This is a genomic window from Mycobacterium szulgai (assembly GCF_002116635.1).
GTDB lineage: Bacteria > Actinomycetota > Actinomycetes > Mycobacteriales > Mycobacteriaceae > Mycobacterium > Mycobacterium szulgai.
Genome location: NZ_LQPW01000013.1, coordinates 75,129 through 101,639 on the forward strand (window position 1 = coordinate 75,129; position 26,511 = coordinate 101,639).

Below are 26,511 nucleotides of genomic sequence, written 5' to 3' on the forward strand. Positions count from 1 at the left end.
ACCGATACGGCCTGGGCGGCGAATGAGCGGAGCGAGCGTTAGCGAGTGACGGGAGTGAGCCGACCGAGACGGCCTGGGCGGCGAATGAGCGGAGCGCGCATCGGTAATTCACCGCTAACCTGTGCGGATGGCGAAAGTCTTGTCGGTTAACTTGGCCCGCCCTCGGACCAATCCCGATCCGCGCGCGATGTCGTCGGTAACGGGTATCGACAAGATCGCTGCGGCCGGCCCGGTTGCGGTGCGCGCACCCGGCCCGATGCATGGCGGCCTGGGCAGTGGACTCGTCGGCGACACCATCGGTAATACGAAGTTCCACGGCGGTGACGATCAGGCTGTCTACGCATATGTACGAGAAGACCTCGATGAATGGGAAGCCGAACTGCAGCGACCCCTGTCCAATGGAATGTTCGGCGAAAACCTGACCACCGTTGGTGTCGAGGTGAGCCGAGCCCGCATCGGCGAACGCTGGCGCGTCGGCACCGATGGCCTGTTGCTGGAAATCTCGGCGCCCAGAACACCGTGCCGGACCTTTGTGGCATTCCTGAACGTGCAGCACTGGATCAAAACCTTCACCCAGGCGGGTAAACCCGGCGCCTACTTCCGGGTGATCACACCCGGAAAAGTCACCGCCGGCGATGCGATTACCGTCGAGCACCGCCCCGATCATGATGTGACGATCGAGCTGGTCTTTCGCGCCAGGATGTCCGAACCCGAGTTGCTTCCGCGGCTGCTCGCGGCCGACGCACTGTCGGACGAACTCAAGGATTACGCACGCCGCCGGCTCGCGTAGCGCACTGGTTGAGCGTCGAATTCAGGGGCCATCGCGTCTGCGCGGGTAAACTTGCCGGGTGCCCGACGTGACCGCTGTCGCTCACACCCCCCTGCGGGTGTCGCCGCTTTCCGTGCTGGATCGTTTCCGGCTCCACATCGACATTGCCGTGGTTGTCGTGGTGTTGGTAGCGACAAACCTGATAGCGCATTTCACCACCCCCTGGGCGAGCGTCGCGACCGTCCCCGCCGCCGCCGTCGGGCTGGTGATCCTGCTCCGATACCGGGGCTTGGGCTGGGCGGAATTAGGTCTGGGCCGGCAGCATTGGCGATCCGGATTGGGCTACGCGCTGGCCGCCGTCGCCGTTGTGGTTTCGGTGATCGGCATCGGCGTGCTACTGCCGATGACCAGGCCGATGTTCCTGAACAATCATTACGCCACAATCTCGGGCGCACTTATCGCGTCGATGATCATCATTCCGCTGCAAACCGTCATCCCGGAGGAACTGGCGTTTCGCGGAGTACTGCACGGTGCGCTGGACCGGGCCTGGGGCTTCCGCGGTGTGGCACTGGCCGGCTCGCTGTTGTTCGGGCTTTGGCATGTGTCTACGTCGTTGGGTCTGACCAGCGGAAACGTCGGTTTCACCCGGATGTTCGGCGGTGGGTTCCTCGGCATGCTGGCAGGGGTGACGCTAGCCGTGCTGGCCACCGGGGTGGCCGGATTCGTGTTCAGCTGGCTGCGCCGTCGTAGCGGCAGTCTGATTGCGCCGATCGCGCTGCATTGGTCTCTCAACGGCGTGGGTGCCCTGGCCGCAGCTCTGGTGTGGCACCTGTCGACCTGAGGGCGGCTATACCAGCAGCACAGCGGCGCCGGCGATCCGGCCGGCGCTGAGGTCGCTGAGCGCGCGATCGGCATGTCCAAGCGGATACTCCGGCGTAGTGACCTCGATGTGGTGCTGGGCAGCGAAATCCAGAAATGCACGCGCATCAGCACGGGTGTTCGAGGTGACCGAGCGAATCTGGCGTTCCTGGAACAAGTGTCGTTGGTAGTTCAGCGCCGGTATATCGGTCAGGTGAATTCCTGCCACCGCCAGGGTGCCACCCCGGTCGAGCGCTTCCAATGCCGGCAGCACCAAATCACCTACCGGGGCGAACAGTATCGCGGCGTCCAGTGGCACCGGCGGCGGTTCGGCGGCGCCCTGTGCTGACGCGGCACCCAAATCCAGCGCGAGCTCGCGTGCGCGGTCTCCGCGAGTCATCACATGCAGCTCGGCGCCCTGGGCCAAGGCAACCTGAGCGGTGATGTGGGCGCTGCCGCCGAAACCGTACAGACCCAGCCGACCACCCGGCGGCAGCTCGGCCCGTAGCAAAGAGCGGTATCCGATGATGCCGGCGCACAGCAACGGCGCAAGTTCGCTGTCGCTGTAACCGCTCGGCAGGTGGTGGGCGAACGCTGCGGGGACCGTTGCGAATTCAGCGTATCCCCCGTCGGCGTCCCATCCGGTGTAACGCGATTGGCGGCACAGGTTTTCGTCACCGCGGACGCAATACGTGCAAAGCCCGCAGGTATGCCGCAGCCAGGCGATGCCTACCCGGTCCCCCACCTTGAAATCGTCGCCGGCATCGGCACCCACTTCGACCACCTCGCCAACCACCTCGTGACCGGGCGTCACCCGGTCGCGGTGCACGGGGAGGTCGCCCTCGGTGACATGAAGGTCGGTGCGGCATACCCCGCACGCCCGCACCGCAACCAACAGCTCAGCCGGCTCTGGCGTGGGCACCGCAGTGGTAACCCGTTGCAGCGGGCCGCTTTCCATCGGGCCAGGCTCAACGACCTGCCAAGCGGTCATTGTTGTGGTGGTCGACACCGAGGCCATCACTCCATCATGCCGCTCGCCCTGCCTCCCAGGGCGCACCGGTCGCCAGAGTCAGGTCCGTCGCACCATACCGACGATCCACAGCAGGATCACCGACCCGAGCACCGCGGTGAACAACGTGAACCACCATCCGCCCGCGGCGGTGTTGACGAAGAAGCTCAATAAGAAGCCACCGATTAACGCGCCGACGACGCCGATAACGATGTTCATCAGGATGCCGGCTCCGCCACCTCTGACGATCTTGCCGGCGATCCAGCCGGCGATAGCGCCGATGATGATGTAGCCGATCCAGCCGACGCTGGTCAGTGTGGTCGAGCGGGCTAGATATTCGGTAGCTGCCAAGACGTCCATGGGGTCTCCTTGCAATCACTAGCAAAGCCCGGGTCACATACTGGCCCGTGACTTCGGTATACCCCGTTTACGTAACGAATTGGGTGCTGATTTCGCGCGCCTGGGCGCGCAGAGTCAGGCGGGTACGGTCCGCTGCGGTGTCGGGGCCGGGCTCGGTGCGACCTCTGCGGCCGGGGCCTGGCCCGGTGCCGGAGCCGGTGCGACTGGCGCGGGAGCCGGAGCACCCGGAGCACCTTCGGGAGCCGGTGCCGGTGGCGGCGCCCAGGGCCGGATCGACTCGGCCAGAATCTTGGCCGCGTTCTTGTCCACCGGGTCGTTCGAGGTCCCAAGCCACACCACGAACCAGCGCTGTGGAGGGCCTGCGTTAGGCGTGGTCGCAGCGGGTGTGCCGACTACGCCCGTCCAGATCTGGCCGTTCGGCTTGGACGGATCGCTGAACTTGACTTCGTAGTACGACGCGCTGCCGGAAATCCCGTTGGCGTTGAGCGGAACGGTTTCCTGGTTGATCCGGGTGCCGGGGTAGGGCATGAAGAATTCACCCATGTCCGAGCCCAACCGGACCGCGGCCTTCGGGTTGGTGGTTTCGGCGCTGGCGTAGAGCTTTGCGTCCAGCCGGCCCAGCACGACACGAGTGTCATTGGCAACCGCTGGCGGCTGGCCCGGCATCGGCGGATCGCCGGCCACCTTGCTCAGCAGTGCCGATCCGTAGTCGAGGTGGGACGCGTCCGATTCCACCCAACCGGGCGGCACCACGAAGCTGAATCCGCCGACGGCGTTGGTAACGCGGCCGGGTTCGGGTGCGTTCGGGTCAGGCGGGGGCGCGTTCGGGTCGACGGGCGGCGGCGGCGGTGCCGCGTTGGGGTCGCCCGGCTGGGCCGCCGGTGTGCTCGGCGGCGGGGTGGCTGCGGTAGGCGGCGGGGTCGCCGGTGCCGGTGCCGCCGTTGTGGTGGCCGGAGCAGGCGCTGGGGCCGCCGTCGTGCTCGGCGGAGGGGGCTCGGGCTCGGGATCGGCGCTGGCGATTGCCGGCAGCGCGATGGTGACGACGCTGGCACTGGTCACCGCGGCGGTCGCCAGTGCGGCCCACAGCCCTTTGCGGCGTGTCGAATTCGGGTCCACCTGATGCATGGCGACGAACCTACCGTGTTACTGCCGTGAAGCAAGGATGGCCTGCCCTCATGTCTCGGCTCGAGTGTGCGGCTGTTGGTGCGGTGCAGGGTGCAGCGCGACTTCCTGAGCCTTGACGCTGAACCACACACGCTCACCCGGCATCAACCGCAACTCCGCGGCGGCATCGACGGTGATGCTTGCGGCCGGCCCCGCTGCGCCGCCCGGGTGGTCGTCAGCGCGGACCAGGACGACGGGCCCGCGGGTTTCCAGTTCGGTCACAGTCACCTCGACCGTGTTGCGCGGGCTGCCGTGCGGTGGCACTTGGTAAACGGCGACGGCCGACGGTGCGAACACCGCGACCGCCGCGAGCCCTTCGGTGAGCTGTTCGGCCGCAGTGCCATACCAATGTTGCCCAGACGCCGTGACCAAGGAGCCGTCGGCAGCGATGGTCCCGCTGATCAGGTTGATCCCCGCGATGCGGGCTCCGAACGCACTCCGGGGTGCGGTGAGGACATCGCTCACCGGGCCGCTCTCGGAGATCCTGCCGTCCTCGAGCACGAGCACCCGATCTGCCAGGGTGAATACGTCCAGCAGGTCATGTGTGATCAGGATGACCGCAGGGCCGGTGCTACTCACGACGCTGCGCAGCACGGCGCGAACGGCCGCGGCCGCGTTGACATCCAGCCCGGTCAGCGGCTCGTCCAGGAGTAATACATCTGGTTCGGCGGCCAGCGCTCGCGCGATTGCCACGCGCTGGGCCTGGCCGCCCGAGAGCTGGCGCGGCTTGCGGCTGGCGAGCTGTTCGGCGTCCACCTCGCGCAGCCAGCGCAGTGCCGTGTCCCTGGCGGGCCCGGACCGCAATATCGCGCCACGGCGGCTGCGCGGCCCGAACGCGACGTTGGCGGCCACGCTCAGGTGCGGAAACAGCAATGGGTTCTGTAGCAGTAGCCCGACCCGGCGTTCGTGCGTCGGCACATGCAGCCCGGTCGCCGTGTCGGTCAGCACCCGCTGCCCCAACCGCACCTGGCCTTCGTCGGGGCGGACCAACCCCGCGATCACGTGCAGTGCGGTGGACTTACCAGCACCGTTGGGTCCTAGCACCGCCAGTACCTCGCCGGATGGCACTGTGAATTCCACGTCCAGTCGGCGTGATCCAACGACCGCACGCACCAGCAACTCGCTCATCGGCCGGCTACCTCGTGCCCGCCAGCCGGCGCGCGCCCAGCCCGAGCACCACCGCCGCGGCCACCGCCACGAGTAACAGCGACAGTGCGATCGCCGCGTCGGGATCGTCTACCCGCTGCACATAGATCTCCAGCGGCAGGGTGCGGGTGACTCCCTGCCGGGAACCGGCAAACGTCAGGGTCGCGCCGAACTCGCCCAGCGAACGGGCGAAGGCCAGCACTGCCCCGGAGGCGGTGCCGGGCAGCAGCAGCCGCATCGTGACGCGCCACCAGATTGTGCTCGGGCGTGCTCCCAGTGTTGCGGCAACCAGCTCGTAGTCGGCTCCGGCGGTTCGGGCGGCACCTTCCAGGGAGATCACCAGAAAAGGCAACGAGACGAATGTCTGCGCCAGCACCACCGCGGTTGTGCTGAAGGCAATGTGTAGACCTGCGGCCTCCAGGTATCGGCCGATCAACCCGAACCGGCCGAATGCATACAGCAGCGCGATACCGCCGACGACAGGCGGCAGTACCAATGGCAGCAGGATCAACGGCCGCAGCACCCGCACTATCCGCGCCCGGCTGCGGGCCAGCACCAGCGCCATCGGTACACCCAGCAGGATGCACAGTGCGGTGCTCGCGGATGCGGTTTGCAGGCTCAGCCACAGGGCCGTTCGCGAGTCGCGACCGGCGATCAGCGACCAGAAATGCCGCCAGTCAACCTTGATCGCGATCGCAAGCAGCGGCACTGCGACGAAAAGCACCCCCGCCGCGGCGGGGAGATAGACCCAGCGGGGCACATCGGTCGGCCGGTGCACGGGGGTCAGGGCTTTGCGAAGCCGGACCGGGCCAAAATCTGCTGGCCAGTCTCGCTAGTCACCGTCGCGACGAACCGCTGCGCCAGCGACACGTGGCTCGAATTCTTCAGCGTCCCAATGGGATACACGTTGGCCGCACCCGCGGCCTGAGGGAACTTGATTGTCGTCACCTTGTTCCCGGCGCTGAGTGCGTCGGTGACGTAGACCAACCCCGCGTCTGCTTGACCGGTGGTGACCTTATTGAGCACATCGGTCACGCTGAGCTCCTCGCTGACCGGTTTGAGGTGTACCCCGGTGGCGTCCACGATGCGCGCGGTCGCAGACCCACAGGGCACCGGTTGCTGACAGGTGACCACGCTTAGCCCGGGCCTGGTGAGGTCGGCAAACGAATTGATATTTTTCGGGTTGCCCGGTGCTGCGACAATGACCAGTGTGTTGGACGCGAAGTTCGTCGGGCTTTGCGCTAGCAAACCAGCTTTGGCGACCGTTTCCATTTGCGCGGTATCCGCCGAGGCGAAGACGTCAGCGGCGGCGCCCTGAGTCAGCTGCGTCGCCAATTCCGACGAACCGGCGAAATCGAAGGTGACGTCGACACCGGGGTTATCCGTCTTGAACCGGTCACCGATTTGGGTGAACGCGGGTTTGAGCGATGCGGCCGCGAACACCACCAGCTGACTGTGCTGCGATGACGTCTGTGTGCTGCAGCTGAGCAGGCCCGCTATCAGGACGCTTGATACCAAACCGGCCAGGACCCGAGGCATTGAACAAACCTAGCGGCGACGCCGTGGGCTGTCGCTCGCGGAGTTAAGCAAGTGCGGCTGGCGCGACGAAATAGTTACAGAAATCGTCTGTGCTTTGTGTCGCTACGACGGTTTCGCCAAATAGCTACTGTCCAGTAACATAGATCGCGATTGACGCCATAACGCGCTGAGATCCCAGGCAACAGCCCTGTGGTGTGCGACCATCGAAGCGATATTTGCCAGGGTCTGGGTTCAACGTTGAACACGAGGAGGTCATGGCAGTGGAGGTGCTGGTTACCGGCGGCGATACCGATCTGGGTCGCACAGTCGCAGAAGGTTTTCGCGACGACGGTCACAAGGTGACCCTGGTGGGTGCCCGTCGCGGTGACCTCGAGGTCGTCGCCAAGGAACTCGACGTCGATGCGATCGTCTGCGACACCACCGACCCAGCCGGCCTCGCCGAAGTCCGCGGGCTGTTCCCCCACCACCTGGACACCATTGTCAACGTGCCGGCGCCTACCTGGGATGCCGGCGACCCCCGCACCTATTCGCTGTCCGACACCGCCGATGCATGGCGTAAGTCGCTGGACGCGACGGTGCTTTCGGCGGTGCTCACCGTGCAGTGCGTCGGCGATCATCTGCGGTCCGGTGGCTCGATCATCAGTGTCGTGGCGGAAAACCCGGCTCCGGGCAGCGTCGACGCCGGCATCAAGGCCGCCCTGTCCAATTGGGTCGCCGGCCAGGCCGAGTTCTACGGCACCCGCGGCATTACCGTCAATGCCGTTGCCTGCGGCCGCAGTGTTCAGGCCGGTTACGAAGGCCTCAGCCGCACGCCCGCACCCGTCGCGGCGGAGATCGCACGCCTGGCGCTGTTCCTGACCACGCCCGCGGCCCGTCACATCACCGGCCAGACGCTGCACGTCAGCCATGGGGCGCTGGCTCACTTCGCCTGAGCCTCTTTCGCTTTCACAGCCGGTCGCTACGGTGGAGACCGTGGCAATCAGGCTGGGATTCCAGATCCCCAAGTTTTCTTACGACACCGGCGTTGAGCAGCTTTTCCCGTCAGTAATCGCCCAGGCACGCGAGGCCGAAGCGGCGGGTTATGACTCCCTGTTCGTGATGGACCACTTCTATCAATTGCCCGCGCTGGGTCCGCCCGAAGATCCGATGCTCGAGGCCTACACAACGCTGGGCGCGCTGGCTACCGCGACTGAGCGGCTGCAGCTGGGCACGCTGGTAACCGGCAACACCTATCGCAACCCCACCCTGCTAGCCAAGATCATCACCACCCTTGACGTGGTCAGCGCGGGCCGGGCGATCCTGGGCATCGGCGCCGGCTGGTACGAGCTCGAACACCGCCAGCTCGGCTTCGAGTTCGGTACCTTCACCGACCGCTTCCGGCGGCTCAGGGAGGCACTGCAGATTCTCGACCCGATGATCAAGGGCGAGCGTTCGACATTCGCCGGCGACTGGTACAGAACCGAATCCGCGCTGGCCGAGCCGCGTTATCGGGACCGCATTCCGATCCTGATCGGCGGCGGCGGTGAGAAGAAGACGTTCGCGCTGGCCGCCCGCTACGCCGACCACCTGAACATCATTAGCTCGTTCGACGAGCTACCCCGCAAAGTGAAGGCACTAGAGGCGCGGTGTGACGAGGCCGGGCGCGATCCGTCGACGCTACAGACCAGCCTGATGCTGACCGTGATAATCGACGAGAACCTCACGCCGGATCAGATTCCGGAGCAGGTGAGTGGCCATTCGGTGGTGGGCAGTCCGGCACAGATCGCCGACCAGGTCCAAGCCAAAGTGCTCGACGCCGGCGTCGACGGGGTGATCATCAATCTGTCCCCGCACCGCTACATCCCCGGTCTCATCACCACCGCAGCCGAGGCGCTGCGTCCGCTGTTCGGCGTCTGATCGGGGTCCTGCCACCAGCGTGGATTCTTGAGTGTGGCTAATTACACATGTTCGCACCTGGGCTTGTCGGCGCTCGGTTGGATAACCTCAAATGGAGTCTGCAGCTAACTGCAGCCGCCCGTCTCACCCATCCGCAAGGAGACCCCGTCAGGAGCAGCGGAACATGAGCCCCCAGCCAGAACCCACAGTTGAACCACGCCGTCGGCATCGAGTCGTCATCATCGGATCGGGGTTCGGTGGGCTCAATGCGGCAAAGAAGCTCAAGCGGGCCGACGTCGACATCAAGCTCATCGCCCGCACCACCCATCACCTGTTTCAGCCGCTGCTCTACCAGGTGGCCACCGGAATCATTTCTGAAGGCGAGATCGCACCCGCCACCCGTGTCATCCTGCGCAAGCAGCGCAACGTTCAGGTGCTGCTGGGCAATGTCACCCACATCGACCTGGCCAAGCAGACTGTCGTTTCGCAATTGCTCGGCCACACCTACGAAACCCCCTACGACAGCCTGATCGTCGCCGCGGGCGCCGGCCAGTCCTACTTCGGCAATGACCATTTCGCCGAGTTTGCGCCGGGCATGAAGTCCATCGACGACGCGCTGGAATTGCGTGGACGCATCCTGAGCGCCTTCGAACAGGCCGAGCGGTCCAGCGATCCGGAACGCCGGGCCAAACTGCTGACGTTCACCGTTGTCGGGGCCGGTCCCACCGGCGTCGAAATGGCCGGACAGATTGCCGAATTGGCCGAGCACACGCTAAAGGGCGCCTTCAGGCATATCGACTCGACTAAGGCGCGGGTGATCCTGCTCGACGCCGCCCCAGCGGTGCTTCCGCCGATGGGCGAAAAGCTCGGCGAGCGTGCGGCCGCCCGGCTGAAAAAGCTGGGTGTGGAGATTCAGCTGGGCGCGATGGTCACCGACGTCGACCGCAACGGGATCACGGTCAGGGACGCTGACGGCACCGAGCGGCGCATCGAATCGGCGTGCAAGGTCTGGTCCGCCGGGGTGCAGGCCAGCCGCCTGGGTCGCGACCTGGCCGAGCAGTCCGACGTCGAACTCGACCGCGCCGGCCGAGTTCAAGTATTGCCGGACCTGTCCATCCCCGGGCACCCGAACGTCTTCGTGGTCGGCGATATGGCGGCCGTTGAGGGCGTGCCCGGCGTGGCTCAGGGCGCCATCCAGGGCGCCAAGTACGTAGCCGGCACCATCAAGGCCGAACTGGCCGGGGCCGACCCCACCGAACGAGAGCCGTTCCAGTACTTCGACAAGGGGTCGATGGCGACAGTGTCGCGTTTCTCCGCCGTTGCCAAGATCGGCCCGCTGGAATTCAGCGGCTTCATTGCTTGGCTGATGTGGCTGGTGCTGCACCTGGTATACCTGGTCGGTTTCAAGACGAAGATCAGCACGCTGCTGTCCTGGACGGTGACGTTCTTGAGCACCCGGCGCGGTCAGCTGGCCATCACCGATCAGCAGGCGTTCGCGCGAACACGGCTCGAACAGTTGGCCGAACTCGCCGCCGAAGCGCAGGGCATAACGGTAAACACCAAGGTAGCCAGTTAACCGGTCAAGCGGTCGGCCTGCCAGGTGCTCAGCGTTCCCCCGTCGGCCAACGTCAACACCGTCGAACCCGCATCGATGGCTGCGTCGAATGCCGTTGCAGGATAACGTAACTCGTTGATTGTCGCGCGTGGCGCCGATATCACGTCGTCGGCAAGCGACCCCGCTCCCAGCTCGACCCGATGGCGCAACATCGGGCGATCGCAACGGTCGGCTCGCAGCGCACCCGACCAGAAACCGTCCCGCTCGTCGTACCTGCCGATCTGCACCCGCTCCCGGAACCGGACCTGCCCGTTGCGATGCAGCTGCAGAACCACCCGGGACAGGTGCCGGGCGGTGGCAGCGACGACGGTGGGCTCGAGATCGACATCCAGGGTGCCCCCCACCTCGACCTGCCACTGGGAGTGCGACGTCAGGGTCTGTGCGCCCGGCAAGGCCACCGTGGCCGCGGCGCTGCGCAGCTTCAGCCGGGCGCCCTCCTCGACGATCACCCGGATGTCGATGGTGTCGCCGCCCAATGGCGTGGCCGCCGCCGACACCAGGTGCACCGTATCCGGCGCGGTGCGCCGCGCCTGGACTCCGCCACGGCAGTCGATGCGCGGCAGACGGTTTCGTGATGCCACCAACAGCACGCTGGAGTCCATCAGGCGGCCAACTGGGTGCGAACCCAGGCCAGCACCTCGCTGGCTGCCGGGTCCTGGGTCAACGATTGCAGTACCGTCGGGCGGCCGTCGCGCACGGCGGTGGCGTCACGGGCCATGACCTCGAGGTCGGCGCCCACCAGCGGTGCCAGGTCAGTCTTGTTGACTACCAACAGATCCGAGTAGGTTACGCCCGGTCCGCCTTTGCGCGGCACCTTGTCGCCGCCGGCCACATCGACGACGAAGATCTGCACATCCACCAGGCCGGAGGAGAAGGTGGCCGTGAGGTTGTCGCCGCCGGACTCAACCAATATCAGGTCCAACCGATCGTGGGCGGCGATCAAGTCGTCGATCGCGTCCAGGTTCGCGGTGATGTCGTCCCGGATCGCGGTATGCGGGCAACCGCCGGTCTGCACCGCCGCGATCCGATCGTCGGGCAGCACAGCATGCTTGCGCAAAAAGTCAGCGTCTTCGGTGGTGTAGATGTCATTGGTGAGCACCGCCAGCGACAGCTCGTCGCGCAACTCCCGGCACAGCGCGGCGACCAGCGCCGTCTTGCCCGAGCCGACCGGACCCCCGACGCCGATGCGCAGCGGCTCCCCCGGCCGGCGGACCCGCCTGGGTCGCTTGGTGTGGTCATGCGTGTGCGGGTGGGAATGCGTTGGCATTTCATACCTTTCAGGAGGCGAACAGGGGTCGTTCGCGTTCGGCGTGCCGCTGTGCCAGCGTATCGAGCAGCGGGTCGGACAGGTCAGCGAGATCCTTGGCGGCTTCGGCGGCGGTGGTTTCGCAGAGTTCGGACAGCCGGAAGGTCACCGCCGCCACCTCTGCTGGGTCCAGCGCCAGCAGCCGCTGCGCGGCGGTAGCCGAGCCGGTCATCGTCGTGTACACGACATGCAGCGCGGTGTGTTCTGGTGCCAGGCCGCTCAGCGTACCGACACGACCGGCGACGACCGGCAGGTGCGGCCGCCGGCCCAGCACATCCCATTCGGCCGCGGGCCAGATCAGTCGCGCCAGGCGCACCAACCCCCGTCCCTGGCTGCGCGATGCGTATCGGGCCGCCGGTGCCGGGGTTCGCGCGTCGGTTTCGCGGTCGGCATCGGCGACGCCGAGATCGCCGCGATGCACTGCGGCGGCGACCGACGCGGCCACCAGCCCCTGGGTGCAGATGCGCCGTTTCAGAAACGCTTCCAGGCCGGCCAGGTTGGTCACGATCCCGCTGCTGACGGCTTCTTCGATGCCACCGGAATGCACGTGCGCGCCGGTGGGCAACCGCGAGTCGGCCAGCGCGAGAAGCGTTGCAAGAGAGTGCATTAGAACAAGAAATACCGCTGCGCCAGCGGAAGTTCGGTGGCCGGCTGCTGTTCCCACACCTGCCCGTCGATGCGCACGGTGAAGGTGTCGGGGTCGACTTCGATGCGCGGCAACGCGTCGTTGAGGGGCAGATCGGCCTTGCTGACGGCACGCACGTCGTTCACCGGAATCAGTGGCCGGTTGACCGCGAGCCGCTCGGCCAGCCGGTCCTCGATCGCTTGCGGTGCCACGAAATGCATCGAAGTGGCCGCCGCGGTGGCCGGCGCGGCGCCGAACATCGGGCGCGGCAACACCGGTTGCGGGGTTGGGATGGAAGCGTTCGCGTCGCCCATCGCGGCCCACGCGATCGCACCACCCTTGACCACGACATGCGGACGCACCCCGAAAAACGCCGGCTCCCATACCACCAGGTCGGCCAACTTACCTACTTCGACCGAACCGACCTGATGGTCCAGACCGTGCGCGATGGCCGGGCAGATCGTGTATTTCGCGATGTAGCGACGGACCCGGTTGTTGTCGGCGGTTCCGTCGCCCTCCAATGCGCCCCGACGTGCCTTCATGACATGCGCCGTCTGCCAGGTGCGCAGCACCACCTCTCCGACACGGCCCATGGCCTGCGAATCGCTGCCGATCATCGAGATTGCGCCCATGTCGTGCAGCAGGTCCTCGGCTGCGATGGTCGAGGGCCGAATCCGGCTCTCGGCGAACGCCAGATCCTCCGGTATCCGGGGGTTGAGGTGATGACACACCATCAACATGTCGAGGTGCTCGTCGAGGGTGTTGACCGTGTGTGGACGCGTCGGATTGGTGGAGCTGGGCAGCACATTCTGCTGCGCCGCGACGGTGATGATGTCCGGGGCATGGCCGCCACCGGCACCCTCGGTGTGGTAGGCGTGAATCGAGCGCCCGGCGATCGCGCGCAGGGTGTCCTCGACGAATCCCATCTCGTTGAGCGTGTCGGAGTGCAGCGCCACCTGCACCCCGGCGGCCTCGGCCACGGTGAGGCAACTGTTGATGGCAGCCGGTGTCGAGCCCCAATCCTCGTGCAGTTTGAAACCTGCTGCGCCAGCACGCAATTGCTCCCATAGCGCGTCGGCGTTCACGGTGTTGCCCTTGCCGAGCAACGCGAAGTTCACCGGCCAGCTGTCCAGCGACTCCAGCATCCTGGCCAGGTGCCACTCGCCCGGGCTGACGGTGGTGGCCTTGGTTCCCTCGGCGGGCCCGGTGCCGCCGCCGACAATTGTGGTGGTTCCCGCGCCGAGGGCTTCGGTGATGATCTGCGGACAGATCAGGTGCACGTGACAGTCGATGGTGCCCGCGGTGACGATTCGCCCGTTGCCGCTGATGATTTCGGTGGACGGTCCGACCACCAGGTCCCGATGCACCCCCGGCATGATGTCGGGGTTGCCGGCCTTCCCGATGCCCACGATGCGCCCATCGCGAATCCCGATGTCGGCCTTGATGATTCCCCAGTAGTCGATGATCACCGCGCCGGTGATAACGGTGTCGGGGGCCCCCTCGGCCCGAGTTGCCCTCCCCTGGCCCATCGATTCGCGCAGCACCTTGCCGCCGCCGAACACTGCCTCGTTGCCGGCCAATCCCGGTCCCCCGCTGCGGTCTTCGGTGACTTCCACCAGCAGGTTGGTGTCGGCCAGCCTGATCCGGTCCCCGGTGGTGGGCCCGAACAGTTGCGCGTAACGCTCTCTGGACAGGCCGGCCATCAGGGCCCCACCGGCCCGGGCGGATCGAGGGTCAATCCGTGTACCTCGCGGCGTCCGCCCAGTGGTACCAGCGCGACGGTCTGGGCAACTCCGGGCTCGAACCGAACCGCCGTGGCAGCGGGAATGTCGAGTCGGTAACCGCGCGCTGCCGCGCGGTCGAACGACAGTGCCGCGTTCGCCTGCGGCAGGTGCACATGACTGCCGACCTGCACCGGACGGTCTCCGGTGTTCACGATGCGCACCTGCAGTCGGCGCGCACCCGCGTTGATTTCGATATCGCCACTGCCGTAGAGGATTTCACCGGGGATCATGGCACCGGATGATGGACGGTCACCAGCTTGGTGCCGTCCGGAAACGTCGCCTCCGCCTGCACCTCGGTGAGCATTTCCGGCACTCCCTCCATCACGTCGTCGCGGCCGAGCACTTCGCAACCGCTGACCATCAGCTCGGCGACACTGCGTCCGTCGCGCGCGCCTTCCAGGATGTGGTCGGTGATGATCGCGACAGCCTCTGGATAGTTGAGCCGCAGGCCGCGGGCCCGGCGCCGGCGGGCCAGCTCGGCGGCATACGACAGCAGCAATCGCTCCTGTTCGTGCGGCGTCAGACGCATGGTTTGGGATCCTGCCACGCCCACTGCGGTGTCGGCACGCCGGACGGGCCGATGTCACTGCGCAGCATGACGGACGTCCTAAGGATATTCACAGCTGTCTTTAACCTTCCGAGAGGCCGAACCAGGGTTGCTGAGCCAGCACGACAGGTACGTTGAGCGTTGGCGAGCCACGGGGCCGCCCGGACGAGTTCGCCGTACCCGGCCAGCGACAAGACGGCGAGTGTGGATGTCTGGCGCGCCGGTTCACCCGGGAACGGGTCCTCAAACCTCTTTCTGCTTCGATCCCGGCCGCCGGGGCATCCTCCGCCGTGAATTGGTACTCGACGAGAGGAAGCATCGATGACAAACCCCTTCGCTGGGCAGGCTGACATTCCGAACCGGGAAGGTAGCTGGGCCCAGCAGGCCGAAGCGGAGCTGCCAACCCGCCGTCACCGTGAGGAAATCGAGCGTTGCATCTCCCACGGGCTCGAAGCCGCACCCACGATCAATGACCGCACGCTGTCGACCTTTTCCCGGGGTGAGCTACCGCACTTCGCCGGGGAACGCGGCACGTTTCTGAAATGCCCGTTCCTGGAAGACGTGAACGAGGTCGGCGACGCCGAGGTGGCGGTGTTCGGTGCGCCACTGGACGCAGGCACCACCTACCGGCCCGGTACCAGATTCGGCCCGATGGGGATCCGCCGCTCGACCAACCTGTTCGGCACCTACTGCTACGAACTCGGAGTCGACCTGCGCGAACAGCTCAACATCGTCGACATCGGCGACGTGGTGACCATTCCCGCGAACATTGAGAAGTCTTTCGACCAGATCAGCCAAGCCATGTCGCACGTGGTCTCGCAGGGCGTATTCCCGGTGATCCTCGGCGGCGACCACTCGATCGGATTCCCCACCGTCCGCGGCCTGGCTCCGCACATGGACGGCAACGTGGGCATCATCCACTTCGACCGGCACGTGGACACCCAGGAGACCGATCTCGACGAGCGGATGCACACGACCCCGTGGTTTCACGCGACCAACATCAAGAACGCGCCGGCCACCAACCTCGTGCAGATCGGCATCGGTGGCTGGCAAGCCCCCCGCGCGGGGGTGCAAGTCGGCCGACAGCGCGGTAGCACCGTCATCACCGTGGGGGACGTCGAACGGGTCGGCATAGAGAAGGTTGCCGAGATCGCGCTCGAAACGGCGTGGAAAGACGCCAAGGCGGTCTATCTGTCGTTCGACATCGATGTGATCGACGCCGGATTCGTGCCCGGCACCGGCTGGCCCGAGCCCGGCGGACTGTTGCCCCGCGAGGCACTCAACCTCATCAGGCTGATCTCTGAGCCCGGCTTGAACGGTATCGAGGTGGTGGAATGCTCGCCGCCCTACGACTGGGCAGAGCAGACAGCGCTGATGAGCAGCCGGGTCATCCTGGATAGTCTGGCGGTAATGGTGCGGGCCGGGAAACTCGGGAAGAAACCAGCCTCGCTCAAGCGGCATGCATGGGGCCCCTTCAACGACTGATCAATGCATCAGCCCTGGATCAACGGTGTACAGGCGATGAAGTTTCCATTCGGTGGCGTCGACCCGCTCAGACCGCTCAGACCGCGGGTGAGCTGGGTTGGCACCAAAACCCGTGCACCGCCGGGTTCTTTAGCGTCGATCACTTTGAATATGACTCGTTCCTCGTTCTATTGAAGAGCGTGGTTTAAGCTTGCTTGTAGTAATACTGGCAAATTAATCATCAATGCGAGGGCTTACCCAATTTTGCGGTTGGCCGGACGTGGCGCGGTTGCGCTGCGTGGGTCCCGTTGACCGCCGCCTCCGACGCAGGCCGGCGTTGCCGGATGGGGCGCCGGGCGTCATAATCATGTGTCACGCGCGCGAATTGCGCTGTACACAAACTTTTCTCGGTGAATCAGTTGCCAACGCGTTGGCGTACGGAGGGGCGTCAAATTGCGAGGGTGTCCCCGGCCGGCACTTTCGCATGCCTGGGGCGCAACGATGGCCCCGCAGCAGTCGTCCGGCAACCTCGGCGATTCATTGCCAGCAAATTCTCAGCAGTTAACCAGCGCTGTTACAGCCGCGCAGTTGACTATTAGCACGGTCCGGCGATTCGTACGTCGGTTGGGCGATCGGGACGCCCGCAGGGCCATGATGCGCGCGAAGCGCGATGATGCTCGGGGACAGAGCACATCGCGACACGCATCAAACCTGTTGGCGCCGTGGAGCGTTCGCGGAGGCGCCGGGCCGCCTGTTAGGGGGCTGCAGCGGTGGATTTTGCGGTATTGCCGCCGGAGATCAACTCCGGCCGGATGTATATGGGCCCGGGATCGGGGCCATTGGTGGCGGCTGCTGCTGCCTGGGAGGCGTTGGCGGCGGAGCTCAGCTCCACCGCGAGTTCCTATCGCGGGGTGATCGCCGAGCTGACCGGCGGACCGTGGGTGGGTCCGTCGTCGACGTCGATGACGGCCGCGGCGATTCCATATATGTCGTGGATAGATTCCACCGCGGCGCAGGCTGAGCAGACCGCCGGTCAGCTCGGGTCGGCCGCGGCGGCCTACGAAGCGGCGTTTGCGGCGACCGTGCCCCCCAGCGAGATCGAGGTCAATCGGGCACTGCTGGCAGCGTTGGTGGCCACCAACATCTTCGGCCAGAACACCCCGGCCATCACGGCCACCGAGGCCCAGTACGCCGAGATGTGGGCCCAGGATGCCGCGGCGATGTACGGCTACGCCGGTGCCTCAGCCGCCGCGACGACGTTGACGCCGTTCACCTCCCCCCCGCAGAGCACCAACCAGAATGGAACCGCCACTCAAGCCGCCGCGGTCGGCCAGGCCGCTGCCGCCCAAGGCGGCACCTCGCAGTCCACTCTGGCCCAGCTGGCCGCGGTGCCCAATCTGCTGCAAGGTCTGGCGTCCGGCGGGTCGTTCGACCCCATTACCTGGCTGCACAACTTTGCGACCAGCCCATTGGGCATGGCCATCAACAAATTCGGCTCTGATGCGGGCAACGTCGCCACCGAATTCAGTGGATTCGCCTTCGTGGCCTCGGGCATCACCCCCTTCTTCGTTTCGCTCTACCCACTGGCGCTGCCGCCGTCGGCCGCGGCCGTGGTGTCCGACGTCACGGGAGACGGGCTGGGCTCCGCCCTCGTCGGCTATGGCTCGGACAGCAGCGCCGGAGTCGCTGCCGGTGTGGGTGAGGCGGCGACGGTCGGTAAGTTGTCGGTGCCGCAGTCTTGGGTGTCGTCTCCGGCGATCCGGCTTGCCGCCACCGCATTGCCGGCCGGCGGCGGCGAGGCACTGCCGCAAACGGGAGCGGCTGGACCCGGCGGCCTTTACGGCATACCGCCGATGGGCAGCCTGGTCAACGCGCCACGAGGCGGCGAAACCCCGGCCCGGTCGCGCCCGCGCAGCAAGGTGCTGCCGCCATGGGCCGCCGGGGCGGAAGCCGACGAGCCGGCCCAGGTCCGGTTGCCGCAGCCGCAACGGGCGACCCAACATGTCGCCAGCGCGCTGAGCGAACGCGAACGCGATGAGTTGGCGGCGCTGCGCAAGGAGATCGCCGAGCTGGCCACGGAGCGCGACGCGGCAGCCCGCTTGATCAAGGAAGCGATGCTGTGAGCCTGGTCCTGGATTTTGCCGCACTGCCACCGGAGATCAACTCCGGCCGGATGTATATGGGTGCGGGGCCCGAGTCGATGGTCACCGCTGCTGCAGCGTGGGCCGGGTTGGCGGCGGAGTTGAAGTCGAGGGCGGCTTCGTTTTCCGCGGTGGTGGACGAGCTGACCGGCGGACCGTGGTTCGGCCCGTCGTCGATGTCGATGGCCGCAGCGGCGGTTCCCTATGTGTCGTGGATGAACACCACCGCAGCTCAGGCTGAGCAGACCGCTGGCCAGCTAGGTGCCGCGGTGGCGGCATACGAAGCGGCGTTCGCAGCGACCGTGTCGCCCGCCGAGATCGAGGTGAACCGGGCGCTGCTGGCATCCTTGGTGTCCACCAACCTGGTGGGGCAGAACACGCCCGCGATCGCGTCCACCGAGGCGCAGTACGCCCAGATGTGGGCCCAGGATGCCGTGGCGATGTATGCCTACGCGGGCGCCTCGTCAGCGGCAACCACACTGCAGGCCTTCACCTCTCCGCCGCAAACCACCGACCCCGCGGGGCCGGCCACGCAAGCCGCCGCCGTCAGTCAAGCCGCCTCAACCGGCACGACGCAGTCGACGTTGTCTCAACTGGCAGCGGTCCCGAACTTGCTGAGCCAACTTTCCACGGGCACGTTTCCGGGATCGGATGCGCTGCTTGCTTTCTTCAATAGCTACCCGGTCCAAGCGTTTGAACAGGTCAGCGAGGACACACTCGGTATCGGGATTTTTTCGTATGGAGTCAACTTCGCCATTTCCGGCGTATTGCTGACGGCCGCGCCGGCGATAGCGGTGGCGTTCAATCCGCTGGCCGATGCGCTCAGCGCGCCCGCGGCCGCGGCGGTCTCCGACGTGTCCGGTGACGGTCTGGGGAGCACCTTGGCGGGTAGCCCCGGGGGCGTGTCGGCGGGGCTGGGATCGGCGGCGACGGTGGGCAAGCTGTCGGTACCGCCGTCGTGGGGCACCTCCGGTAATGCACCGGCTATCCGGCTTGCCGCGACGGCGTTGCCGACTCCCGGCCTGGACGGCTCGCCCCAGGTGGGGCCGGCCGGCATAGCCGGTTACTACGGCGGTGTGCCGCCGCTGGGTGGTCCGTTGGCAAGTGTCGTCAACGCCCCACGGGGCGACCAGACGCGATCGCGCACCGGCTGGCGTCAACGGGTGATCCCCGCGATCGCGCGCGAGCCCGAGACTCAGCAGGACGACTGGGTGGACGGCGACGGCGCGGTCAGCGAACGCGATGAGCTCAATCAATTGCGCAAAGCGGCCGCCGACATAGCCCGTCAGCGCGATGTGCTCAAACGCACCGCGGCGACCCTGATTCAGGAGGCGGCCCATAAATAACAGCTTCCGTTGCCAATCGCTCTCCCCTATCGGCGGACGAGAAGCAGCGCAACAGCTTTCGAATTTTCGTTGATTGGAGGTCCATTCCGTGGTGTTTGCTGGGTCCAACAAGAGCTGGGATAGTGATGTGGCCGTCGACTCGATACCGATCGCGCCGGACATCCTTGATAACTATTCCCACCCGCCGCCGGATTCGAGCAGCGACCTAGCTGCCGACGACGATCAGGCCCAGCTCAAGGCGTTGGGATTCCAGTCCGAGTTCAGGCGGGACATGAGCCCGTGGGCCAATTTCTCGCTGGGGTTCACCTACCTCTCGCCGGTGGTTGGCATCTACACGGTTTTTGCGTTCGCGCTGGCCGCGGCCGGTCCGCCGATGATCTGGAGTCTGTTGATCGCGGGAGCGGGGCAGATGCTGGTTGCGCTGGTATTCAGCGAAGTGGTGGCGCAATTCCCGGTGGCCGGCGGCGTCTATCCCTGGGCGCGGCGACTGTGGGGCCGCAAATGGGCATGGATGACGGGGTGGGTCTACATGTTCTGCCTGTTAGCCCTGATCGCGGACGCGGCTTTCGGTGCCGGGCCGTACATGGCCGCCATGTTCGGCTTCGCGCCGTCGGTGCAGGCGAAAATCTATTGCGGTCTCGCGGTGTTGGCGTTGGCAACCGTGATCAATCTGACCGGTACCAAGATGCTGGGCTACTTCGCCATCTTCGGCTTTACCGCCGAACTCGTCGGCGCCCTGGTCGTAGGCACGTGGCTGCTGCTCACGCAGCGGCATCACGGGCTCGGTGTGCTCTTCAACAGCTTCGGCGCCCAAGGCGAACACAGCTTCCTGTATGCATTCTTGGCCGCAAGCCTGATCGCGCTTTACCAATTCTTCGGGTTCGAGGCCTGCGGCGACGTCGCCGAGGAAGTACCCAACCCGGGCAAGCAGATACCAAAAGCCATGCGCCGCACCATCTACATCGGCGGAGCCGCAGCGACGTTCGTCTGCCTCAGCCTGATCCTGTCGGTCGCCGACTTCGGCGCGGTGATCCGCGGCGAGGACACCAATCCCATCTCGACCGTTTTGACGAGAACGTTCGGCGACGTCGGATCCCGGATCGTGCTCGCCATCGTGCTGATTTCGTTCGTGTCGTGCGCCCTGAGCCTGCAAGCCGCCGCCAGCCGGCTCATCTACTCCTACGGCCGCGACGACATGATCGTCGGCTCGCGGCTACTGGCGAAATTCGACCACAAACGACATGTGCCGCCCTACGCCCTGCTGGCAGCGGTGATCGTGCCGGCGGCCTTGATCATCGGATCAATCATTTCCACCCACCCGCTGACCAAACTAATCAGCTTCGGCACGGTCGGGGTGTATATCGGGTTCCAGATGGTCGTGCTGGCCGCGCTGCGGGCCAGGGTGAAGGGCTGGGCACCGTCGGGTAAGTATCGGCTGGGCCGTTGGGGCATGCTCGTCAACATCGGCGCGCTGATCTATGGCGTCGCTGCGATCGTCAACATTTGCTGGCCGCGGACACCCGAGGCGCCCTGGTATGACAACTACGTCGTCTTGCTGATGTCGGGTCTCGTGGTGGGTCTGGGCCTGGTCTACCTGGTTACGACCCGCGCCCACACCAAAAGCAATGCGCCGCACGCTGACGCGATCCCGGTGGCCGATGCGGCTTAGCGCCTTATCGCCCCTAGAGATTCTGTAGCCGCACCTGACCGCGGGCCACCACCCGGTCGTCGTCGTCGGTGATCGTGACCAACCAGAGTTGCTGACGACGACCGCGGTGCACCGGTTCGGCCCGGCCGTACACCATTCCGGAGCTGATGGACCGCAGGAAGTCCGTGTTGTTGTTGACGCCGACCACTTCCCCGCCGCCGTTGGCGGCAAGCCAGGTGAAAGCGGCCACGCTGGCCATGCTCTCGATCATCGAGCAGTAGACGCCGCCATGCACGAGGCCCATCGGCTGCAACAGGTTCGGCTTGACCTCGAGCTGTGCGCGGGCACCGTCGGGGCTGAGTTCGGTGAACTGCAGGCCGAGCTGGGTATCGAACGGCGCGGTGAAATCCGGCGGGATGGGCGGCGTAAGCGCATCTGTTGAGTCCGGCGCGTCCGGCGTGGAGGCCACGTTCTCGTGTCTACACCATCGACGAATGTCCACAAACGGGCGAGCCCCGTGACGTGTCACGGGGCTCGCCGATCGAGTAGACCGGGGGTCGCTGCAGCCCTCAGGACTCTGCCGCGGTCATTGTTTCGCTCGACCGGATTCAGCATAGGCAAGGCTGCCCTAATTTCGCAAGCTTTGAGCGCGTAGCGTTGCGTTCGTGTCGTGCCGCGCGTTTCGTTTCGGCCGGCTGGGGATACGACGGTCGGTAGTAAGCCGGAGTACGCTTGTTTCAACCTTGATGGAGATGAACGAACTATGGCCAAGCTGACGCGGCTGGGGGATCTGGAACGCGCCGTGATGGATCACCTGTGGTCTACGGCGGAACCGCAAACCGTTCGCCAGGTCCACGAAGCCTTGTCGGCTCGGCGCGACCTCGCCTATACGACGGTGATGACCGTGTTGCAACGGCTGGCCAAGAAGAATCTGGTCTCCCAGCTTCGCGACGATAGGGCCCACCGCTATGCGCCCGTGCACGGCCGCGACGAGCTAGTTGCCGGGCTCATGGTCGATGCGTTGGACCAGGCCGAGGACTCCGGCGGCCGGCAGGCTGCGCTGGTGCATTTCGTCGAGCGGGTCGGGGCCGATGAGGCGGATGCTCTTCGCCGGGCCCTCGCCGAATTGGAAATCAGCCATCGCGATCCGCCATCTGCTGGCGCTCCAGCGGAGGGCTGAGGGAGACTGGCAGCGTGTCCGCGCTGGCCTTCACCATCCTCGCGGTGCTGCTGGCTGGTCCGACACCGGCCTTGTTGGCACGAGCGACGTGGCCGTTGCGCGCCCCGCGCGCCGCGATGGTGCTCTGGCAGGCCATAGCTCTGGCCGCCGCGCTCTCGGCTTTCAGCGCGGGCATCGCCATCGCCAGCCGGCTGCTCATGCCCGGGCCCGACGGGCGACCCACCGCCAGCATTATGGGTGCCGAAGGCCGGCTCGGTTGGCCGCTGTGGACGGCTTACCTCGCGGTGTTCGCGCTCACCGTGCTGGTCGGAGTGCGGCTGGTGGCCGCCGTGGTGCGGGGCGCCGTCGCCACGCGTCGGCGACGGGCTCACCACCGCATGGTGGTTGATCTGGTCGACGTCGGATGTGACGGTGCGCTCGCCCAGCCCTGTACGCGGACTCGTGATTTGCGCGTTCTGGACGTCCCGCAGCCACTCGCCTACTGCCTGCCGGGAGTGCGCAGCCGGGTCGTCGTCAGCGAAGGCGCGCTGAACACGCTCGACGACGCGGAGGTCGCCGCGATCCTTACCCACGAGCGTGCTCATCTGCGGGCCCGGCACGATCTGGTGCTCGAAGCATTCACCGCGGTGCATGCGGCGTTTCCCCGGGTGGTGCGCAGCGCCAACGCACTGGGCGCGGTACAGCTGCTCGTCGAGCTGTTGGCCGATGACGCCGCGGTTCGCGCGGCGGGTCGCACTCCCCTGGCTCGTGCATTGGTGGCCTGCGCATCGGGACGGGCGCCCAGGGGCGCGCTGGCCGCCAGTGGTTCCAGCACGGTACTGCGGGTGCGACGGCTATCCGGGCGCGGCAACAGCCTGCGGCTGTCGGTCGCTGCCTATCTGGCCGCGGCGGCCGTGCTGGTGGTGCCGACGATTGCGCTGGCCGTACCGTGGCTCACAGAACTGCACCGGCTGATCGCCCTATAGCGCCTGGCGAAACACCTTGGAGGGCCACAGGTCCGGTGTGCCACAGTGTGTCCGAAGCGTTTGTCGCAGATTCCCGACCTGACAGGCCCAACGGAGAGGCGAAGACATGAGTGCCCCGGCTGCACAGGAATCGAACACCGCCACCGCGCAGATCGGCGTGACCGGCCTGGCGGTGATGGGTTCGAACATCGCCCGCAACTTCGCCCGGCACGGCTACACCGTCGCGCTGCACAACCGGTCCATCGCCAAGACCGATGCGCTTCTCAAAGAGCACGGTGACGAGGGCAAGTTCGTCCGGTCGGAGACCATCGCGGAGTTTCTGGGTGCGCTGGAAAAGCCGCGGCGCGTTCTGATCATGGTCAAGGCCGGCGATCCCACCGACGCGGTCATCAATGAGCTCGCCGACGCCATGGAAGAAGGCGACATCATCATCGACGGCGGCAACGCGCTCTACACCGACACCATTCGCCGGGAGAAGGCGATGCGTGAGCGGGGGCTGCACTTCGTGGGCGCCGGTATTTCCGGCGGCGAGGAGGGCGCGCTGAACGGACCGTCGATCATGCCCGGCGGTCCCGCTGCGTCATACGAGTCACTGGGTCCGCTACTCGAGGAGATCTCCGCGCATGTCGACGGGGTGCCGTGCTGCACCCACATCGGACCCGACGGCGCCGGCCATTTCGTCAAGATGGTGCACAACGGCATCGAGTACTCCGACATGCAACTCATCGGCGAGGCATACCAGTTGTTGCGCGACGCCCTGGGTAAGACCGCTGACCAGATTGCCGACGTGTTCGAGGAGTGGAACAAGGGCGACCTGGACAGCTTCCTGGTCGAGATCACCGCACAGGTGCTGCGCCAAACCGACGCCAGAACCGGTAAGCCGCTCGTCGACGTCATTCTCGATGAGGCCGAGCAGAAGGGCACCGGCCGCTGGACGGTGAAGTCCGCGCTGGACCTTGGCGTGCCGGTCACCGGGATCGCCGAGGCGGTGTTCGCCCGGGCCTTGTCGGGCTCGGTGGCCCAGCGCAAGGCCACCACCGGGCTGGCTTCCGGCGAGTTGGGCGAAAACCCCAGTGACGCAAATCAATTCGTCGAGGACGTCCGTCAGGCCCTGTACGCGTCGAAGATCATCGCCTACGCCCAGGGCTTCAACCAGATTCAGGCCGGCAGCGCTGAATACGACTGGAGCATCACGCCGGGCGACTTGGCGACGATCTGGCGCGGCGGGTGCATCATCCGGGCGAAGTTCCTCAACCGAATCAAGGACGCGTTCGACGAGGACCCCGACTTGCCGACCCTGATCGTCGCACCCTATTTCCGCAGCGCGATCGAGGCCGCGATCGACGGCTGGCGTCGCGTGGTGGTGACCGCCACGCAATTGGGTATCCCGATTCCGGGGTTCTCTTCGGCCCTGTCCTACTACGACGCGTTGCGCACCGAGCGGCTGCCCGCCGCGCTGACGCAGGGGTTGCGTGACCTGTTCGGCGCGCACACCTACGGGCGCATCGACGACGAGCCGGACAAGCGCTTCCACACGCTGTGGAGCGGCGACCGCAGCGAAGTGCCGATCTAAGGATTGCGATGAGGTTTCTGGATGGGCACCGCCCCGGGTACGACCTGACCTACAGCGACGTGTTCATCGTGCCGAACCGCTCGGATGTGGCATCGCGCTTTGACGTCGACTTGTCCACCGGCGACGGCTCGGGCACCACTATTCCGGTGGTGGTGGCCAACATGACCGCGGTAGCCGGGCGGCGGATGGCCGAAACGATCGCGCGCCGCGGCGGCATCGTCATCCTGCCCCAGGACCTTCCCATTCCTGCGGTGCAGCAGACGGTCGAGTTCGTCAAGAGCCGGGACCTCGTGCTCGATACGCCGGTCACGCTGGCGCCCGACGATTCGGTGTCCGACGCGATGGCTCTGATCCACAAGCGCGCGCACGGGGCTGCCGTAGTGGTCTTCGAGGGACGTCCGATCGGTTTGGTGCGGGAATCGTCGTACGTGGGAGTCGACCGCTTCACCCGGGTCCGCGACATCGCGGTGACCGACTTCGTGACCGCCCCGATGGGCACCGATCCGCGCAAGATCTTCGATCTGCTCGAGCACACCCCGATTGACGTCGCGGTGCTGACCACCGCGGATGGAACCCTGGCCGGAGTGCTGACCCGCACAGGTGCCGTTCGGGCCGGCATTTACACCCCGGCCACCGACAGCGCCGGCCGGCTGCGGGTAGGCGCTGCCGTCGGCATCAATGGCGACGTGGGCGCCAAGGCACGCGGCCTCGTCGAAGCCGGCGTCGACCTCCTGGTTATCGACACCGCACACGGGCATCAGGTCAAGACGCTCGATGCGATCAGCGCGGTCGCGGCCCTGGACCTGGGTGTGCCGCTGGTGGCCGGAAATGTGGTGTCGGCGGAGGGAACTCGGGATCTGCTGGACGCCGGTGCGAGCATCGTCAAGGTCGGTGTCGGGCCCGGCGCGATGTGCACCACCCGGATGATGACCGGTGTCGGCCGCCCACAATTCTCCGCTGTGCTGGAATGCGCGGCCGCAGCACGAGAACTCGGTGGTCATGTGTGGGCCGACGGCGGCATCCGGCATCCGCGCGACGTGGCGCTGGCGCTCACCGCGGGCGCGTCGAACGTGATGATCGGATCATGGTTCGCCGGCACCTACGAGTCGCCCGGTGACCTCATGCGCGACCGTGACGATCAGCCGTTCAAGGAGAGCTACGGTATGGCCTCCAAGCGCGCGGTGGTCGCCCGAAGCGGCGCCGACAGCCCCTTCGACCGGGCGCGCAAGGCATTGTTCGAGGAAGGTATCTCGACATCGAGGATGGGCCTTGACCCCGATCGGGGCGGGGTGGAAGACCTGCTCGACCACATCACCTCCGGCGTACGCAGCACCTGCACCTATGTCGGTGCCTCGAACCTGGAAGAGCTGCATGAGCGTGCCGTGATCGGTGTGCAGTCGGCGGCCGGCTTCGCCGAGGGGCATCCCCTGCCCACCGGCTGGTGACTCCGTCCCGGCCCGCATGGCCAGAGGTTGGCTACCATGTGAACTTCAAACCCGCAGCAACTAGCTGCGCGGCAGTGAGGGAAAGGGATGACGTGCCGCAGGCACCCGTCGAGGCCCCTGGCCGGGCGGGCCTCCGGGATGAGCGGGCCGCA

At 66.2% G+C, this 26,511-nt stretch carries 26 protein-coding genes and 1 riboswitch; of the genes, 13 read left to right on the forward strand and 13 right to left on the reverse strand.

The genetic code is table 11. The annotated features are described in order from the left end of the window. Positions 1 to 127: 127 nt before the first annotated feature. Positions 128 to 790, forward strand: a complete 663-nt coding sequence (locus AWC27_RS03380; protein ID WP_085669190.1) for an MOSC domain-containing protein — start codon at positions 128 to 130, stop codon at positions 788 to 790. Between the two features lie 58 nt (positions 791 to 848). Further along, entirely contained in the window at positions 849 to 1,610 is a 762-nt protein-coding gene (locus tag AWC27_RS03385) for a CPBP family intramembrane glutamic endopeptidase (protein WP_211281546.1), read from the forward strand. Between the two features lie 6 nt (positions 1,611 to 1,616). Here the strand turns inward: AWC27_RS03385 and AWC27_RS03390 are convergent, their stop codons facing one another. The 6 genes from AWC27_RS03390 to modA all read right to left on the reverse strand — a co-directional run bounded on the left by AWC27_RS03390 (position 1,617) and on the right by modA (position 6,845). Continuing rightward, complete coding sequence (locus tag AWC27_RS03390; RefSeq protein WP_085669239.1) at positions 1,617 to 2,645, reverse strand: zinc-binding alcohol dehydrogenase family protein; 1,029 nt, start codon at positions 2,643 to 2,645, stop codon at positions 1,617 to 1,619. Positions 2,646 to 2,696: 51 nt separating this feature from the next. Then, positions 2,697 to 2,996, reverse strand: a complete 300-nt coding sequence (locus AWC27_RS03395; RefSeq protein WP_085669191.1) for a GlsB/YeaQ/YmgE family stress response membrane protein — start codon at positions 2,994 to 2,996, stop codon at positions 2,697 to 2,699. 114 nt (positions 2,997 to 3,110) lie between these two features. Beyond that, positions 3,111 to 4,121, reverse strand: coding sequence for an alanine and proline-rich secreted protein Apa (locus AWC27_RS03400; RefSeq protein WP_085669192.1), 1,011 nt, complete (start codon positions 4,119 to 4,121; stop codon positions 3,111 to 3,113). A 48-nt stretch (positions 4,122 to 4,169) separates the two neighbouring features. Next, positions 4,170 to 5,288, reverse strand: a complete 1,119-nt coding sequence (locus AWC27_RS03405) for a sulfate/molybdate ABC transporter ATP-binding protein (protein ID WP_085669193.1) — start codon at positions 5,286 to 5,288, stop codon at positions 4,170 to 4,172. Between the two features lie 7 nt (positions 5,289 to 5,295). Continuing rightward, a complete protein-coding gene (locus tag AWC27_RS03410) occupies positions 5,296 to 6,084 on the reverse strand; it encodes an ABC transporter permease (protein WP_085669194.1) in 789 nt (262 codons plus the stop codon). A 5-nt stretch (positions 6,085 to 6,089) separates the two neighbouring features. Continuing rightward, on the reverse strand, positions 6,090 to 6,845 hold the full coding sequence (gene modA / locus AWC27_RS03415) for a molybdate ABC transporter substrate-binding protein (RefSeq protein WP_085669195.1): 756 nt from the start codon (positions 6,843 to 6,845) through the stop codon (positions 6,090 to 6,092). A gap of 254 nt (positions 6,846 to 7,099) precedes the next feature. Here modA and AWC27_RS03420 point away from each other — a divergent pair, with 254 nt between their 5' ends. The 3 genes from AWC27_RS03420 (at position 7,100) to AWC27_RS03430 (ending at position 10,296) form a co-directional block, all read left to right on the forward strand. Continuing rightward, positions 7,100 to 7,777: an SDR family oxidoreductase gene (locus tag AWC27_RS03420; protein WP_085669196.1), complete on the forward strand. Its 678-nt coding sequence runs from the start codon at positions 7,100 to 7,102 to the stop codon at positions 7,775 to 7,777. 40 nt (positions 7,778 to 7,817) lie between these two features. Beyond that, positions 7,818 to 8,741, forward strand: coding sequence for an LLM class F420-dependent oxidoreductase (locus tag AWC27_RS03425; RefSeq protein WP_085669241.1), 924 nt, complete (start codon positions 7,818 to 7,820; stop codon positions 8,739 to 8,741). A 163-nt stretch (positions 8,742 to 8,904) separates the two neighbouring features. Beyond that, complete coding sequence (locus tag AWC27_RS03430) at positions 8,905 to 10,296, forward strand: NAD(P)/FAD-dependent oxidoreductase (protein WP_085669197.1); 1,392 nt, start codon at positions 8,905 to 8,907, stop codon at positions 10,294 to 10,296. Here AWC27_RS03430 and AWC27_RS03435 read toward each other — a convergent pair. From AWC27_RS03435 to AWC27_RS03460, 6 genes are read right to left on the reverse strand one after another with little or no spacing between them, the layout of a single operon-like run. Then, positions 10,293 to 10,937, reverse strand: a complete 645-nt coding sequence (locus tag AWC27_RS03435; protein ID WP_085669198.1) for an urease accessory protein UreD — start codon at positions 10,935 to 10,937, stop codon at positions 10,293 to 10,295. The genes AWC27_RS03430 and AWC27_RS03435 overlap by 4 nt on opposite strands. Continuing rightward, complete coding sequence (ureG, locus tag AWC27_RS03440; protein WP_085669199.1) at positions 10,937 to 11,602, reverse strand: urease accessory protein UreG; 666 nt, start codon at positions 11,600 to 11,602, stop codon at positions 10,937 to 10,939. Before ureG ends, AWC27_RS03435 begins: the two co-directional genes overlap by 1 nt. A 10-nt stretch (positions 11,603 to 11,612) precedes the next feature. After that, positions 11,613 to 12,248 (reverse strand): urease accessory protein UreF, encoded by a 636-nt coding sequence (locus tag AWC27_RS03445; protein ID WP_085669200.1) that lies wholly within the window; start codon positions 12,246 to 12,248, stop codon positions 11,613 to 11,615. Beyond that, positions 12,248 to 13,969, reverse strand: a complete 1,722-nt coding sequence (locus AWC27_RS03450; protein ID WP_085669201.1) for an urease subunit alpha — start codon at positions 13,967 to 13,969, stop codon at positions 12,248 to 12,250. Before AWC27_RS03450 ends, AWC27_RS03445 begins: the two co-directional genes overlap by 1 nt. Then, a complete protein-coding gene (locus AWC27_RS03455; RefSeq protein ID WP_085669202.1) occupies positions 13,969 to 14,280 on the reverse strand; it encodes an urease subunit beta in 312 nt (103 codons plus the stop codon). Before AWC27_RS03455 ends, AWC27_RS03450 begins: the two co-directional genes overlap by 1 nt. Beyond that, positions 14,277 to 14,579, reverse strand: a complete 303-nt coding sequence (locus AWC27_RS03460) for an urease subunit gamma (RefSeq protein ID WP_085669242.1) — start codon at positions 14,577 to 14,579, stop codon at positions 14,277 to 14,279. The genes AWC27_RS03455 and AWC27_RS03460 overlap by 4 nt, the downstream gene beginning before the upstream one ends. A 161-nt stretch (positions 14,580 to 14,740) precedes the next feature. Then, a riboswitch (guanidine-III (ykkC-III) riboswitch) is annotated at positions 14,741 to 14,802 on the forward strand. Positions 14,803 to 14,918: 116 nt separating this feature from the next. Between AWC27_RS03460 and AWC27_RS03465 the strand changes: the two genes are divergently transcribed. From AWC27_RS03465 to AWC27_RS03480, 4 genes are all read left to right on the forward strand, one after another. After that, positions 14,919 to 16,082, forward strand: coding sequence for an agmatinase family protein (locus tag AWC27_RS03465; protein ID WP_085669203.1), 1,164 nt, complete (start codon positions 14,919 to 14,921; stop codon positions 16,080 to 16,082). Positions 16,083 to 16,831: 749 nt separating this feature from the next. Then, positions 16,832 to 18,184, forward strand: coding sequence for a PPE family protein (locus AWC27_RS32585; RefSeq protein WP_085669204.1), 1,353 nt, complete (start codon positions 16,832 to 16,834; stop codon positions 18,182 to 18,184). Positions 18,185 to 18,186: 2 nt separating this feature from the next. Continuing rightward, positions 18,187 to 19,548 (forward strand): PPE family protein, encoded by a 1,362-nt coding sequence (locus AWC27_RS03475; protein WP_085669243.1) that lies wholly within the window; start codon positions 18,187 to 18,189, stop codon positions 19,546 to 19,548. An 88-nt stretch (positions 19,549 to 19,636) separates the two neighbouring features. Next, entirely contained in the window at positions 19,637 to 21,217 is a 1,581-nt protein-coding gene (locus tag AWC27_RS03480) for an APC family permease (RefSeq protein ID WP_245846817.1), read from the forward strand. Between the two features lie 13 nt (positions 21,218 to 21,230). On the opposite strand, the gene AWC27_RS03485 is transcribed toward AWC27_RS03480, so the two are convergent. Continuing rightward, positions 21,231 to 21,665 (reverse strand): PaaI family thioesterase, encoded by a 435-nt coding sequence (locus AWC27_RS03485; RefSeq protein WP_085669205.1) that lies wholly within the window; start codon positions 21,663 to 21,665, stop codon positions 21,231 to 21,233. Between the two features lie 294 nt (positions 21,666 to 21,959). On the opposite strand from AWC27_RS03485, the gene AWC27_RS03490 reads away from it, so the two are divergent. The 4 genes from AWC27_RS03490 (at position 21,960) to AWC27_RS03505 (ending at position 26,359) form a co-directional block, all read left to right on the forward strand. Further along, positions 21,960 to 22,376 carry a BlaI/MecI/CopY family transcriptional regulator gene (locus AWC27_RS03490; protein ID WP_085669206.1) on the forward strand — a complete coding sequence of 139 codons (417 nt, stop codon included), beginning with the start codon at positions 21,960 to 21,962 and terminating at the stop codon, positions 22,374 to 22,376. 14 nt (positions 22,377 to 22,390) lie between these two features. Beyond that, positions 22,391 to 23,341: a M56 family metallopeptidase gene (locus tag AWC27_RS03495; protein ID WP_085669207.1), complete on the forward strand. Its 951-nt coding sequence runs from the start codon at positions 22,391 to 22,393 to the stop codon at positions 23,339 to 23,341. 106 nt (positions 23,342 to 23,447) lie between these two features. After that, complete coding sequence (gene gndA, locus AWC27_RS03500) at positions 23,448 to 24,914, forward strand: NADP-dependent phosphogluconate dehydrogenase (RefSeq protein ID WP_085669208.1); 1,467 nt, start codon at positions 23,448 to 23,450, stop codon at positions 24,912 to 24,914. Positions 24,915 to 24,922: 8 nt separating this feature from the next. Beyond that, the gene (locus AWC27_RS03505) at positions 24,923 to 26,359 is read left to right on the forward strand and encodes a GuaB1 family IMP dehydrogenase-related protein (protein WP_085669209.1); all 1,437 of its coding nucleotides are present in this window, start codon (positions 24,923 to 24,925) and stop codon (positions 26,357 to 26,359) included. Positions 26,360 to 26,511 lie beyond the last annotated feature (152 nt).